This window comes from Mesorhizobium sp. IMUNJ 23232, assembly GCF_044326205.1.
Taxonomy (GTDB): domain Bacteria; phylum Pseudomonadota; class Alphaproteobacteria; order Rhizobiales; family Rhizobiaceae; genus Kumtagia.
In genome coordinates this window covers 37161-51670 of sequence record NZ_JBIRCY010000027.1, presented here as the reverse complement: position 1 = coordinate 51670, position 14510 = coordinate 37161, and the positions used below count along the sequence as shown (strand labels likewise).

The 14510-nt window shown below is 65.5% G+C and carries 12 protein-coding genes; 6 read left to right on the top strand and 6 right to left on the bottom strand.

The window, feature by feature from the left end:
* Nucleotides 1-44 precede the first annotated feature (44 nt).
* The 5 genes from ACH196_RS19710 to ACH196_RS19690 all read right to left on the bottom strand — a co-directional run bounded on the left by ACH196_RS19710 (nt 45) and on the right by ACH196_RS19690 (nt 4745).
* The gene (locus ACH196_RS19710) at nt 45-1670 is read right to left on the bottom strand and encodes an acyl-CoA dehydrogenase family protein (protein WP_396648628.1); all 1626 of its coding nucleotides are present in this window, start codon (nt 1668-1670) and stop codon (nt 45-47) included.
* A 176-nt stretch (nt 1671-1846) separates the two neighbouring features.
* Nucleotides 1847-2674, bottom strand: a complete 828-nt coding sequence (locus ACH196_RS19705) for a nickel-binding protein (RefSeq protein WP_396648691.1) — start codon at nt 2672-2674, stop codon at nt 1847-1849.
* 111 nt (nt 2675-2785) lie between these two features.
* On the bottom strand, nt 2786-3118 hold the full coding sequence (locus ACH196_RS19700) for a hypothetical protein (RefSeq protein WP_396648627.1): 333 nt from the start codon (nt 3116-3118) through the stop codon (nt 2786-2788).
* 20 nt (nt 3119-3138) lie between these two features.
* Nucleotides 3139-3756: a L,D-transpeptidase gene (locus tag ACH196_RS19695; RefSeq protein WP_396648690.1), complete on the bottom strand. Its 618-nt coding sequence runs from the start codon at nt 3754-3756 to the stop codon at nt 3139-3141.
* A gap of 86 nt (nt 3757-3842) precedes the next feature.
* Entirely contained in the window at nt 3843-4745 is a 903-nt protein-coding gene (locus ACH196_RS19690; protein WP_396648626.1) for a glycine betaine ABC transporter substrate-binding protein, read from the bottom strand.
* A 329-nt stretch (nt 4746-5074) separates the two neighbouring features.
* On the opposite strand from ACH196_RS19690, the gene ACH196_RS19685 reads away from it, so the two are divergent.
* The 4 genes from ACH196_RS19685 to dprA are packed head-to-tail and all read left to right on the top strand — an operon-like array spanning nt 5075 to nt 9071.
* Nucleotides 5075-6040, top strand: a complete 966-nt coding sequence (locus ACH196_RS19685; protein ID WP_396648625.1) for an aspartate carbamoyltransferase catalytic subunit — start codon at nt 5075-5077, stop codon at nt 6038-6040.
* The gene (locus tag ACH196_RS19680) at nt 6037-7323 is read left to right on the top strand and encodes a dihydroorotase (protein WP_396648624.1); all 1287 of its coding nucleotides are present in this window, start codon (nt 6037-6039) and stop codon (nt 7321-7323) included. Before ACH196_RS19685 ends, ACH196_RS19680 begins: the two co-directional genes overlap by 4 nt.
* A gap of 36 nt (nt 7324-7359) precedes the next feature.
* Entirely contained in the window at nt 7360-7947 is a 588-nt protein-coding gene (gene plsY / locus ACH196_RS19675; protein WP_396648623.1) for a glycerol-3-phosphate 1-O-acyltransferase PlsY, read from the top strand.
* A complete protein-coding gene (gene dprA / locus ACH196_RS19670) occupies nt 7944-9071 on the top strand; it encodes a DNA-processing protein DprA (protein ID WP_396648622.1) in 1128 nt (375 codons plus the stop codon). The genes plsY and dprA overlap by 4 nt, the downstream gene beginning before the upstream one ends.
* On the opposite strand, the gene ACH196_RS19665 is transcribed toward dprA, so the two are convergent.
* On the bottom strand, nt 9033-9236 hold the full coding sequence (locus ACH196_RS19665; protein ID WP_396648621.1) for a hypothetical protein: 204 nt from the start codon (nt 9234-9236) through the stop codon (nt 9033-9035). The two genes, dprA and ACH196_RS19665, sit on opposite strands and share 39 nt — an antisense overlap.
* Before the next feature lie 292 nt (nt 9237-9528).
* Here ACH196_RS19665 and topA point away from each other — a divergent pair, with 292 nt between their 5' ends.
* Nucleotides 9529-12183: a type I DNA topoisomerase gene (gene topA, locus ACH196_RS19660; RefSeq protein ID WP_396648620.1), complete on the top strand. Its 2655-nt coding sequence runs from the start codon at nt 9529-9531 to the stop codon at nt 12181-12183.
* 6 nt (nt 12184-12189) lie between these two features.
* Nucleotides 12190-14508: a ribonuclease R gene (rnr, locus tag ACH196_RS19655; protein ID WP_396648619.1), complete on the top strand. Its 2319-nt coding sequence runs from the start codon at nt 12190-12192 to the stop codon at nt 14506-14508.
* The last annotated feature ends 2 nt before the right edge of the window (nt 14509-14510 follow it).

The following is a 14510-nucleotide window of genomic DNA, read 5'->3' as shown; positions in this document are numbered from 1 at the left end:
TAACGGGCTGGGGAGAAGCAGCGGCTTGTTGCCGACCGGCCGGCTCAGTTCGAGGGGTAGAGCGTGTCGAGGACGAGCGCCGGGTCGTGGCGCGGGGCGAGCATGCCGTAGGTGGTGCGCCACTGGCCGGCGAGCCGCGTCTCGACGAAGGCGTCGGCGATGCGGCCGGCGCCGATGCGCCTGAGTTCGGCGGCGGCGGCCGACAGCGCAAGCTGCTCGGTCAGCACGCGGGCCGAGCCCTCGTCCGACGATGCGACCTGCATGGCGGCGCGCAACACGCCCACCGTCCCTGCCCCGCCCGCGCCGAGATCCCGCGAAATGCCGGCGAGCACCTCGTCGAAAAGGCCAGGCCCGCGCCCCAGCACGCGCAACACGTCGAGCGCCATGACATTGCCGGAACCTTCCCAGATGGCGTTGACCGGCGCCTCGCGATAATAGCGGGCGAGCGGCCCTTCCTCGACGTAACCATTGCCGCCGAGGCATTCCATGGCTTCCGCGAGAAGCGTCGGCGCGACCTTGCAGACCCAGTATTTCACCACCGGCGTCATGACCCGGGCGAACGCCGCCTCGCCGCGATCCTTTGCCGCCTCGTCGAAGGAGCGCGCCAGCCGGAACGACAGCGCGGTGGCGCCGGCGACGTCCAGCGCCATGTCGGCCAGCACGCGCTGCATCAGCGGTTTTTCGATCAGATTGCCGCCGAACACTTTTCGGTGGCGGGCATGGTGCACCGCCTCTGCCAGGCCGGCGCGCATGATCGCGGCGGACGCTACCGCGCAGTCGAGCCGAGTCAGCGTCACCATGTCCATGATCGTCTTGACGCCGGCGCCGGGATCGCCGACCGGCTCGCCGACCGCGCCCTCGAACTCAACTTCCGACGAGGCGTTGGAGCGGTTGCCGAGCTTGTCCTTCAGCCGCTGGAAGCGGAATCCGTTGCCATTGCCGTCGCTCAAAATTCGCGGCACGAGGAAACAGGTCAACCCCTCGGCGGCCTGGGCAAGCACCAGGAAGGCGTCCGACATCGGCGCCGACATGAACCATTTGTGGCCGGTGATGCGGTAGAAGCCGCCCCCTGCCCGCTCGGCGCGGGTGGTGTTGGCGCGCACGTCGGTGCCGCCCTGCTTCTCGGTCATGCCCATGCCGAGCGTCAGGCCAGCCTTCTGCACAGGCGGCTTCTGGGTCTGGTCGTATTTGCGGCTGGTGATTCGCGGCGCCCATTCGCGGAACAGTTTTGGGCTGGCCATCAGCGCCGCCAGCGAGGCGCTGGTCATGGTGATCGGGCAGAGATGCCCGGCCTCGAGCTCCGCCGTCAGATAGAAGCGCGCGGCGCGAACCTGATGCCGGCGGCCGGTTTCCTGCTCGCCGTTTTCCCACACGGAGGAATGCAGTCCGCCGGCGATGCCGCGGCGCATCAGCGCGTGGTAGGCGGGATGATATTCGACGACGTCGAGCCGCCGGCCCTGCCGGTCGTGAGTTTTCAGCTTCGGCGTCTCGGCATTGGCCAGCCGCGCCAGTTCCTGCGCCTCCTGGCTCAGAACGAATTTTCCGTGCGCGTCGAGCTCCTTGCGGACGGGTTCGGAAAAATCCTCGGCCAGTTGCACGAGCAGCGGATCGCCGCGCCATGCGTTGCCGCCGGCGAGCGGCGGCGGCTGGTTGGTCACATCATGCGTCACGCCGGATCTCTTTCCCCTGCGCCGTCGAATCCGGGCGCTTCGGCAAGCTTATAGCCGAAGGCGCGAACGCCGCGCGATGAAAAAACCCAAACTTTGCCCCTGCCCGCATCGACGAGATGGCGAGCAGCATGCTCGATGAGCGCGCGACGACGGAGGGTGGACAGGAGGGGTAGCCGTTAGGGCGTCCGCGAACCAACCCATTGGCATTCGAAAGACGACACCAGCTGCGAGAAGCCTTTGAGGCGCCGGCGCCTGCTGCGTTGGAACGCGCCCGCATCGCCGCATTCGCGGCAGATATTCTCGGAGACGAGTATCTGGTCGCCGGACGCCGCGGAGCATAACCGGGCGGCGAGTTGTACCGTCGAGCCGAACAGGTCGTTACCGTCGGCGACCGGTTCGCCGCAGTCGAGACCGATGCGCACGTGAAGTGGCTCGGGATTGCTGCTGTTGAAGGCCCGGAACTCGCGCTGGACGGCCATCGCACACTGGACTGCATCCGCGGCCGAGGCGAAGGAAGCCATGATACCGTCGCCGGTGTGCTTGACCTCCCGGCCGCCGGACCCGACGAGGCAGCGGTGCACGATCGAATCATGCGCGCGGACCAGTTCGGTGGCGCTCCTGTCGCCGAGCCGTTCGGTCATGCTTGTCGAGCCGACTATATCGGTGAACATGATTGTCCGATGGCCGGCATCCATTTCAGGGGTTTCGGCGCCGATAGGCGGTTCGGGATCCTGTATGCGACCGAGAAACGCCTCTACCACGGCCAGCGAAACCTCGATGATCTCGCCGGCGACATGGCCGTGGGCCTCATAGTGGACGCGTTGAGCAATGTCCTTGTCGGGAGCATCAACGAGGCAGAAGGCGGTTCCGCGCTGATCGTCGAACCAGTAGGTGAGGAACTTCACCCCGTATAGTTCCTGCGTCGCGAGGTCCAGCTTGTGCGCGCTGGCGATCTCGGCAGCGGTCATGCCGCGCAAATCATGCCGATCCATGAAAATGGGCATGTCCTGCACTCCGGCCTGCCCGCCCATCTGTCCGCGACTAGGATATTCCGCTTGCGGCCCTTTCGCAAACCGCCGTGTCGGTGACCAGCGCCCCCGGCATCCCAGGCTGTATCAAGTCGGCTGGATGGAGACGATCCTGCCGTCGGCGTCGATGAGGCAGGTGGTCGGCTTGCCGCCGGCGTTGAGCTCCACCTGATAGTTTTTCGCGTCAAGCTTGCGCGAGCTCACGGGCAGCACCTTGCCGGCCTCTACTCCGGCCGACCGGGCAGCCTCGTTGGCGCACAGCAGTTGCAGGTCGGCCGGAGCCGTCTCCAGCGTCGTCCTGGCCATCTGGTCGGGCGTCGGGCTTGTCGTGCAGGCGCTCGCGAAAGCCGCGAGGCCGGCTGCAACCAACAGGCCGGGGAACGGCCCAATCCCGATCGCTCTCATCGCCGATGTGCTCATCATCCCCTCCTTTGAAGACATCACACGCCCTTGTAGAGAGCGGCGCCCTGCATCAGGACAATGACCTTGGTGCCCACCTCGATGCGCGAATGCAGATCGACGATGTCGTCATTGTTCATGCGGATACAGCCGGACGACACGTCGAGGCCGATGGTCCAGGGCTCGGGTGTGCCATGGATGCGATAGATGGTGTCCTGGTCGCCCTCGTAGAGATAGAGAGCCCTTGCACCGAGCGGATTGTCGGGACCGCCGGGCTGGCCGTTGGCCCATTTTCGCGCATTCGGATCACGCGCCACCATCTCGGCGGGTGGCGTCCAGGTCGGCCACTCGGCGGTGCGCCCGACACGCACAATGCCCGCCCAGCCGAACCCTTCCCGACCGACGCCTATGCCATAGCGGATCGCCTGCTGGCCGGGCTGGACGAGATAGAGAAAATGCTGGTTGCCGTCGATGATGATGGTTCCCGGCTTCTCGGCGGTACGGAATTTTACCATCTGCGGGCGAAAGGCTTCGGGAACCTGCTTGTGCTGGCGCCAGTATTTGTAGGCCTTGGTGCGGTCGTAGCTGATCCACGTCCGCGTCTTCGGATCGTAGACCTGAGTTCCAACCGCGGCGAAGGCCACCGCTGTCGCAAGCATGAGGCCGGCCGCGAATAGTGCGCCAAGTTTGATCGTCCGGCCGCGCGTCCAGGTACTGGAAAATGTCGAGTGGTTGGAGGATTCGGTCATGGCTTGGCCCACCCGTCAACGCGCGCCTGGTTCTTCGCCACCCACTGCTCGGCGAAGTCGAGAGGGTCCTGCCGGTCGACCTGCAAGGCATAACTCATGTCGATCGCCTCCTCGGGCTTGAAATCGATCTTGTCGAGGAAGCGGACAACATCCGGGTGCTTCTGGCGCAGCGAGGCCGCATAGGCGATATGATAGTGGGCCGCGTCCCAGCCGACGGCGGCGTTGGATTTCGACAGCCACTCCGGATCCTCGCCCGGCAGGACGACTTTCCATTTGGCCGGATCGTAGGGCGGCTCTGTGAGGCGCACGATGTCATGCAGCTTGAACACGGCATGCGGCGCGTAGCAGGCAAACACCATCGGACGCTCGGTCGCCTCGGCGGCGTCCACGGCCGCCATGCCTACATCTTCCTGTACCTCCAGCAGCGTCAAGCTCTTGGCATAGCCGTAGCTGTTGGCGCGGATGCGCTCGATCTCGGTGGACGACCAGGTCGGCGCGCCGATCCACAACTCGCCGCGGCCGTCGCCGTCGGTGTCGAGCACGGACGTCTTCCTCTCGTCGCTTAGGTCCGAAATATCGCGTATGCCGTCCTTGTCCGCGGCCACCTTGGTCGCGCAGATGCCTTGCCAGGCCGGCACGCCGATCGGGCTGATGGCGACGGTGCCGGCATCGGTGACGTAGCGTTTGACGAGGTTGTCGAGGTTGGGAAGCCAGACTTCCGGGTGAATGTCGACCTGGCCGGAATCGAGCCCGGCGAAGGCGATCAGCGTGCCCATCTCGACGGCGTCGGCGTCGAGGCCGAATTCCTTCTTCAATGCCACCTTGATGATATTGGCGCTCGCCTTGCCCGACCACCAGTTCGGCATCGCGATCACGAGGTCGGCGGCCTGCGCACCCATGCAAGAAATGCAAAGCGTCGAGGCAGCCAGCGCAGTCTTCAGCCAAGACCATGCGTAGGACATACGGAGACCCTCTCAACTATGCCGCGCCCCTTGCCGATCTTACATGTCTGGAGGAGGAGTGCAATTTGCATACGCAATCATTGTTGAGGAAAGGCCGCGTGCGCGGCAGGCCCCCGATCAGGCACACCGAAGCATCGCCTGTGCCCCCGTGGCTGGACCAGCAGACGCCTCGCCGCCGGCAGTACAGGCAGATGCCGGCATCCTGTTGACGACGCCCGCTATTGCCTTGCTAGCCGGCGGCGCGCAGCCTATAGCAGCCGCTTGAGATGACCGACGCCGCATCCCTGCCGCTGTTCCCCCACCGCCACCTTCTTGGCATCCGCGATCTTTCTGCAATCGATATCGGCCACCTGCTCGACCGTGCCGACGCCGCCGTCGCGATCTCGAGGCAGTCAGAGAAAAAAACCTCGACGCTGCGGGGGCGCACCCAGATCAACCTCTTTTATGAAGCCTCGACCCGCACCCAGTCCTCGTTCGAACTGGCGGGAAAACGCCTCGGCGCCGACGTGATGAACATGAGCGTCGCGAGCTCTTCCGTGAAGAAGGGCGAGACGCTGATCGACACGGCGATGACGCTCAACGCCATGCGGCCGGACATTCTGATCATCCGCCATGCCTCGGCCGGCGCCGCCGCGCTGCTGGCGCAAAAGGTCGGCTGCTCGGTGGTCAATGCCGGCGACGGCGCGCATGAGCATCCGACGCAGGCGCTGCTCGACGCGCTCACCATCCGCCGCGCCAAGGGAAAATTGCGGGGACTGGCGGTGGCGATCTGCGGCGACATCCTGCATTCGCGGGTGGCGCGCTCCAACATCCTGCTGCTCACTGCGATGGGCGCCTATGTGCGGGTCGCCGCGCCCTCGACGCTGCTGCCGTCCGGCATCGAACAGATGTCCGTCGATGTCTGCGCGACGATGGAGGACGCGTTGCGCGACGCTGACGTGGTGATGATGCTGCGCCTGCAGCGCGAGCGCATGGCCGGCGCCTTCGTGCCATCGACGCGCGAGTATTTCCGCTACTACGGCCTCGACGCGGAGAAACTGAAAGCCGCGAAAAAAGACGCGCTGGTCATGCATCCGGGACCGATGAACCGCGGCGTCGAGATCGCCTCCGAAATCGCCGACGGGCCGCAGAGCGTCATCCAGGAGCAGGTGGAGATGGGGGTCGCCGTGCGCATGGCGGTGATGGAGGCGCTGCTCGACCCGCGCCGCAATCCCGAGGGACGCGCCGGATGAGCGTCACCGTCTTTTCCCACGCCCGCATTGTCGACCCATCGCGCGGCATCGACGAGACCGGCACGGTCATCGTCGAGGGCGGGAAAATTCTGGCGGCCGGCGCATCGGCGCTCAACCAGGGTTTTCCCGGTGGCGCCACGGTCATCGATTGCACCGGCAAGACGATCCTGCCGGGCCTGGTCGACGGCCGCGTCTTTATCGGCGAGCCGGGCGCGGAACACCGCGAGACCATCGCCTCGGCCAGCCGCGCGGCGGCGGCGGGCGGCGTCACCTCGATCGTCATGATGCCGGACACCGATCCGGCGATCGACAATGTGGCGCTGGTCGAGTTCGTACTCAGGACGGCGCGCGACACGGCGGAGGTCAACGTCTTCCCGGCCGCCGCCATCACCAAGGGCCTCGAAGGCGTCGAAATGACGGAATTCGGCCTTTTACGCGAGGCCGGCGCCGTCGCCTTCACCGACGGGCGACACTCGATCACCAACGCGCTGGTGATGCGCCGGGCGTTGACCTATGCGCGCGATTTTGGCGCCGTGATCTGCCACGAGACTTTAGATCGTGATCTTGCCGCCGGCGGAGTGATGAACGAGGGGCTGTTCGCCACATGGCTCGGCCTGCCCGGCATTCCGCGCGAGGCCGAATCGATACCGCTGGAGCGCGACCTGTCGCTGGCCCGGCTGACTCGGGGCCGCTACCACGCGGCAAAAATCTCGACGGCGCTGTCGGCGGCGGCGGTGGCCCGCGCCAAGGCTGACGGCGCGAATGTGACGGCAGGCGTCTCGATCAACCATTTGTCGCTCAACGACAACGATGTTGGCGAATACCGCACCTTTTTCCGCCTGTCGCCGCCACTGCGCGCCGAGGACGACCGCCTCGCCATGATCGAGGCATTGCGCGACGGCACCGTGGACATCATCGTCTCGTCGCACGACCCGCAGGACGTCGACACCAAACGCTTGCCCTTTGCCGACGCTGCTGACGGCGCGATCGGGCTGGAAACACTGCTTGGTGCTGCCTTGCGGCTCCATCACAATGACGAGGTGCCGCTCGTCCGGTTGGTCGAGGCGCTGTCGACCGCGCCGGCAAAGCTCTTCGGCCTGCCGGGCGGTACACTGAAGCCCGGCGCGCCAGCCGACCTCGTGCTGGTCGATCTGGACGAACCCTGGGTGGTGCGCGAAAGCGATATCCGCTCGCGCTCGAAAAACACCTGTTTCGAGGGCGCGCGGTTGCAGGGCCGCGTCCTTCGCACGCTGGTTGCCGGACGCACGGTTTTCGAGGCATAGTTCCGAGGGGCGGCGCGAGCCGTCCGGGGGAGGTTCATGACGATCAATCTCATTGTGGCAGTGGTCTTCGGCTATCTGCTCGGCTCGATCCCGTTCGGGCTGCTGGTGACGCGCGCCGCCGGGCTGGGCGACGTGCGCAAGATCGGCTCGGGCAATATCGGCGCCACCAATGTGCTCAGGACCGGCAACAAGCGCCTCGCCGCGCTTACCCTGCTGCTCGACATGCTAAAGGGCACGGCAGCCGCGCTGGTCGCCGGGCATTTTGCCCCCGAACTCGGCCTCGTCGCCGGTTTCGCCGCTTTCATCGGCCACATCTTCCCGGTCTGGCTCGGCTTCAAGGGCGGCAAGGGCGTAGCCACCTGTCTCGGCGTGCTGCTCGGGCTCTCCTGGCAGGCGGCGCTGGTGTTCGCCGTTGTCTGGCTCGCCCTCGCCTTCCTGCTGCGGTATTCCTCGGTCTCGTCACTGGCGGCGGCCGTCGCCGCTCCGGTCTTCCTCTATTTCACCGGCCATACCGACCTCGCGATCGTGTTCGCCGTCATGTCGGCGATCATCTGGATAAAACATCACGCCAACATCTCGCGCCTGCTTGCCGGCACCGAAACGCGAATAGGTTCCAAGGGATGACTCCGGCCAGGCCGCTGCTTTCGGAGCGTCAGCGGCTCGCCTGGCTGAGACTGATCCGCACGCCGAATGTCGGGCCGGCGACGTTCCGCGACCTGATCAACCGCTTCGGCTCGGCCGAAACCGCGATCGAGCAATTGCCGGATCTCATGCGCAATGCCGGGTCCGCCGCCGCGCCGCGTATCCCGCCTTTGTCCGCAGCCGAAGTCGAGATGGAGATCGCGCAGCGGCACGGCGCGCGTTTCGTCGGCATCGGCGAGCCCGACTACCCGGCGCAGTTGAGGCGCATGGACTATCCGCCGCCGCTGATCGCGGTGAAAGGCAACGGCGCAATCTTTTCGCTGCCGGCCGTAGCGATCGTCGGCGCACGCAACGCTTCCCTGGCAGGGCTGAAGATGGCGCGCATGCTGGCTGCCGCGGTCGGCAAGGAAGGTTATGCGGTGATCTCCGGCCTCGCCCGCGGCATCGACACGGCGGCGCATGAAGGCAGCATCGCCACTGGAACCGTCGGCGTGCTGGCTGGCGGACTGGATCGTCCCTACCCGCCGGAAAATGCCGGCCTGTGCGAGCGCATCGCCGAGAACGGTGCGATCATCACCGAGATGCCGTTCGGCTGGGAGCCACGCGCCCAGGATTTTCCACGCCGCAACCGCGTCGTCGCTGGTCTGGGGCTGGGCCTGGTGGTGGTGGAAGCGGCGCGCCGGTCCGGCTCGCTGATCAGCGCCCGGCTGGCCAATGAGATGGGCCGGATCGTCTTCTCGGTCCCCGGCTCGCCGCTCGACCCCCGCGCCGAGGGCGCCAACAAGCTGCTGAAGGACGGCGCTGTGCTGGTGACGTCAGCGGAGGATATTCTGGACGCTTTGGCGCCGTTGACGCTGACGGAATCCCCGCCGGAAATCGAGATCGACGAGCCGCCGGATTTTTCGGACGCGCCGCCGCCCGAGCAGTCCGATCGCGCCAAGATACTGGAGGCGCTCGGCCCGGTGCCGACCGGCGTCGACGAGCTGATCTGGCACACAGGGTTGCACCCGGCGCAGGTATTCATGATCCTCCTCGAACTGGACCTTGCCGGGCGGCTCGAGCGCCACTCAGGCGGCGCCGTCTCGCTTGTCCTCCCCGACCCGTAGCGGCCGCTCGCTGCGCAGGATGTCGCGCGCCTCAAGATATGCGACATCGATGAGGTAGGCGAGCATGTCGCATCGCTCGGTCTCCGCCATGGTCCGCACTTGCCGGAGGATCGATTGGATGTAGTCGAGTTGTTCGGTTCGGCGCTTGCTGTGGGTCAGACGCATGTTTCACCATTGGTCCTGGATATTCACCGATGTGACCGGGCAACAGGCCCCGCCCGAAATCCCGCTGCCGGCAATGCAATCTCCAGTAGCATCATCCCTATCATATTTACTTAAGATTGCAAGGAATTTTTGCCTATGATTTTGATTGTAACGACGGGCATTCGCTCCCATTTTCGCCCCCTGCCCTTGACCGATGGGTTTTCCGCAGCCATTTGACGAACCCGAAACGGATTGCGAACGGCTTCGAGCCGCGTCGGCAGGGGGCAATCCACCAAGCGGAAAAACGGTATCTATGGACGTCGTCGTCGTCGAATCGCCTGCGAAGGCCAAGACAATCAACAAGTATCTCGGCCGCAACTACAAGGTTCTGGCCTCCTACGGCCATGTCCGCGACCTGCCGGCCAAGGACGGATCGGTGCGCCCGGACGAGGATTTTGCCATGTCGTGGGAGGTGGACGGCCCCTCCTCCAAGCGGCTGGCCGAGATCGCCAAGGCGGTCAAGGATGCCGATGGCCTGATTCTCGCCACCGACCCGGATCGTGAAGGCGAGGCGATTTCGTGGCATGTGCTGGAAGTCTTGCAGCAGAAGCGCGCGCTGAAGGGCAAGCCGGTCAGCCGCGTCGTCTTCAACGCCATCACCAAGCAGTCGGTGCTGGACGCCATGGCCAATCCGCGCCAGATCGACGCGCCGCTGGTCGACGCCTATCTGGCGCGCCGGGCACTGGACTATCTGGTCGGCTTCACGCTGTCGCCGGTGCTATGGCGGAAGCTGCCGGGCGCCCGCTCGGCAGGCCGGGTGCAGTCGGTGGCGCTGCGGCTGGTCTGCGACCGCGAGGCCGAGATCGAGCGTTTCGTGCGCCAGGAATATTGGCAGATCGCCGCGACGCTGGCGACGCCGCGCGCAGACCTGTTCGAGGCGCGGCTGACCGGCTTCGAGGGCAAGCGCCTGCAGAAGCTCGACATCAACAATGGCGAGCAGGCCAACGGCATCAAGGCGATGCTGGAAGGCGCCAGTTTCCGCGCGCTTTCGGTCGATGCAAAACCGACCAAACGCAATCCTGGCCCGCCCTTCACCACCTCGACCTTGCAACAGGCGGCGTCGTCGCGGCTCGGCTTCTCCGCCGTGCGCACCATGCAGATCGCCCAGCGCCTCTATGAGGGCCTGGACATAGGTGGCGAGACGGCCGGCCTGATCACCTATATGCGTACCGACGGCGTGCAGATGGCGCCGGAGGCGATTTCCGCGGCTCGCGGCGCCATCGCAAAAGAGTTCGGCGAAAAATACCTGCCGGAAAAGCCGCGCTACTATTCGGCCAAGGCCAAAAACGCGCAGGAAGCCCACGAGGCGATCCGCCCGACCGACTTTTTCCGCACGCCCGCCTTGGTGCGCCAGTATCTCGATGCCGACCAGGCGCGGCTCTACGAGATGATCTGGAAGCGCGCCATCGCCAGCCAGATGCAGCCGGCCGAGATCGAGCGCACTACGGTCGAGATCGAGGCGGTCAATGGTGGGCGCACCGCCAGCCTGCGCGCCGTTGGCTCGGTCATCCGCTTCGACGGCTTTATCGCCGCCTACACGGATCAGAAGGAGGAGGACGCAGCGGACGACGAGGAAGGCGGCCGCCTGCCGGAGATCCGCGCCGGTGAAGGGCTCGACCGCAAGTCGATCCAGGCGACGCAGCATTCGACCGAACCGCCGCCGCGTTATTCGGAAGCCACGCTGATCAAGAAGATGGAAGAGCTCGGCATCGGCCGTCCCTCCACCTACACGGCGATCCTGAAGACGCTGGAAGACCGCGAATACGTCATAGTCGACAAGCGCAAGCTGATCCCGCATTCGCGCGGCCGGCTGCTTTCGGCTTTCCTCGAAAGCTTCTTCGCAAAATACGTGGAGTACGACTTCACCGCCGAGCTGGAGGAGAAACTCGACGAGATCTCCGACGGCAAGCTGGTCTGGAAGGACGTGCTGCGCGACTTCTGGAAGGATTTTTCGGCGGCCATAGCCGAGACCAAGGATTTGCGCGTCGGCGACGTGCTGGAGACGCTCAACGAAGAACTGGCGCCACTGATCTTCCCTGCGCGGGAAGATGGTTCCAATCCGCGCATCTGCCCGAAATGCGGTGTCGGCACGCTGTCGCTCAGGCTCGGCAAATACGGCGCCTTTGTCGGCTGCTCGAACTATCCCGAATGCGGCTATACGAGGCAGCTCGGCGACGCGGCCAATGGCGAAGGTGAGAATGGCGCCGCCGAGGACGGCGGCACCAAGGTGCTGGGCAAGGACCCGTACACCAATGAGGAGATCACGCTGCGCAGCGGCCGTTTCGGTCCCTACATCCAGCGCGGCGAAGGCAAGGAGGCCAAGCGCTCCAGCCTGCCCAAGGGCTGGACGGTGGATTCCATCGACCACGAGAAGGCACTGGCGCTGCTGTCGCTGCCGCGCGACATCGGAAAACATCCCGAGAGCGGCAAGATGATCTCCGCCGGCCTCGGCCGCTACGGCCCCTTCGTGCTGCACGACGGCACCTACGCCAACCTGGAGAGCATCGAGGACGTGTTCTCGATCGGCCTCAACCGCGCTGTGACGGTGATCGCCGACAAGCAGTCGAAGGGCAAGGCGGCGCGCGGCGGCACGCCGGCGGCGCTGAAGGATCTGGGCGAGCATCCGGATGGCGGCGGCAAGGTCACGGTGCGCGACGGCAAATATGGTCCCTATGTGAACTTCGCCAAGGTCAATGCGACGCTGCCGAAGGGCAAGGACCCTGCATCGGTCACCTTGGAGGAGGCGCTGGTGCTGATCGCCGAGCGCGAGGCCAAGACCGGCGGCGGAAAGAAGTCGAATGGCGCGAGGCGGCCGGCGGCGAAAGCTAAAGCGAAGAAACCCGCCGCGAAAACCTCTGCTGCAAAGAAACTCGCAGCGAAAAAAACGGCTGCGCAGACAAGGGAATAAAGCCGGTTGGCCAAAAAACCGTCTCCGGTAAGGGATGACCGCAGCAAGAGCCCGGCCTATGGGCCGGGTGCGCATCCGAGGACGGCGGGCGATTTTCGACCGAGCCGCGAGGAACTTCTTAACTATATCGAGGAGAATCCGGACAAGAGCGGCAAGCGCGACCTCGCCCGCGCCTTCTCGCTGAAAGGCGCCGACCGTGTCTGGCTCAAGGACACGCTGGCCGATCTCCACGACGAGGGCCTGATCGAGAAGGACAAGAAGCGGCTGAAACGTCCGGGCTCCCTGCCCCACGTGACGGTGCTCGACATCTTTTCCCGTGACAGCGACGGCAATCTTTTGGCGCGGCCCGCCGAGCGCGATGCCTCTGATACTCCGGTGGTGGTCGCCATCAAGACGGCGAAGGCGAGCCGCGGCCCGGCACCCGGCGTCGGCGACCGTGTACTGGCGAAAACCTTCCGCAATGAAGGAGGCGGCCCCGCTTATACGGCGCGGGTGATGAAGGTGTTCGAGAAACGCGCCGAGACCGAACTCGGCGTGTTCCGAACCTTGTCCGGCGGCGGGCTGCGCATCGTTCCGGTCGAACGCGGCCGGCCGGAATTCGAAGTAGCGGAGGAATTCCGCAATGGCGCCCGCGACGGCGACCTGGTCGAGGTCGAGACAGGCCGTTCGACGCGCTACGGCCTGCCGCAGGCGAAGGTCGTCGCGGTGCTGGGCTCGCTGACCAGCGAGAAGGCGGTCTCGATGATCGCCATCCACGCCCACGGCATCCCGCATATTTTTCCGCGCGAGGTGATCGCCGAGGCTGACGCGGCCCAGCCCACCACCATGGATGGCCGCGAGGACTGGCGCGAACTGCCGCTGGTGACCATCGATCCGGCGGACGCCAAGGACCATGACGACGCCGTCCACGCCGTGCCCGACACCGATCCGGCCAATCCCGGCGGCGTCATCGCCATCGTCGCCATCGCCGACGTCGCCGCCTATGTCCGACCCGGGACCGCGCTCGATCGCGAGGCGCTCAACCGCGGCAACTCGGTCTATTTCCCCGACCGCGTCGTGCCGATGCTGCCCGAGCGCATCTCCAACGACCTCTGCTCACTGAAAGAAGGCGTCGACCGCCCGGCGCTTGCAGTGCGCATGACTTTTGCCGCCGACGGACGCAAGCTGCGCCACACATTTCACCGCGTCATGATGCGCTCGGTTGCGAAACTCTCCTACCCCCAGGCGCAAGCGGCAATCAACGGAATGACCGACGAAAAGACCGCGCCGCTCCTCGACCCCGTGCTGAAGCCCCTGTGGGACGGCTATGCCGTGCTGAAGCGCGGCCGCGACAAGCGCGGGCCGCTCGACCTAGACCTGCCGGAACGAAAAATCCTGCTGAAGCCCGACGGCACCGTCGACGGGGTCATCGTGCCGGAGCGCCTCGACGCCCACAAATTGATCGAGGAATTCATGATCCAGGCCAACGTCTCGGCAGCCGAGGCGCTGGAGGCCAAGCGGCAGAAGCTGGTCTACCGCGTCCACGATTCGCCCTCGCTGGTGAAGCAGGAATCGCTGCGCGAGTTTCTGCACTCCATCGGCATCTCGCTGGCGCGCGGCGCCGAACTGCGCACCCAGCAATTCAATTCCATCCTCGACCGCGTCCGCGACGGCGAACATGAGGGGCTGGTCAACGAGGTGGTGCTGCGCACCCAGAGCCAGGCGGTTTATTCGCCCGACAATCTTGGGCATTTCGGGCTTAACCTGCGCCGCTATGCGCATTTCACCTCGCCGATCCGCCGCTACGCCGACCTCATCGTGCATCGCGCGCTGATTTCGGCACTGGGCCTCGGCAAGGACGGGTTGACGGTCACCGAGGAAGCGCGGCTGGAAGACATATCCGAACTGATCTCGACCACCGAGCGCCGGGCCATGGCCGCCGAGCGCCAGACCGTCGACCGGCTGATCGCCGCGCATCTCGCCGAGCAGATCAATGGCGAGTTCGACGGCCGCGTCTCCGGCGTGACCAAGGCGGGACTATTTGTCCAATTGCCGCAGTTCGGAACAGATGGCTTTGTGCCCGTCGCAACTCTCGATGCCGATTACTATGTATTCGACGAGACGGCGCGGGCCCTGGTGGGCGAACGGACGGGCAAGGGTTTTCAGCTTGCCGACGCCGTCAAGGTGAAACTCGTCGAGGTCGCGCCGCTGGCCGGCGCGCTCCGCTTCGAGATGCTGAGCGAGCCGAAGCCCCTGCCGGGCGCCAAACGGTCGTTTCATAAAGCAAAGGCCCGGCAGAAGCGTGGGCGCGCCACCATGTCGCGGGCTCCGCGCGGCAGGAGATGACG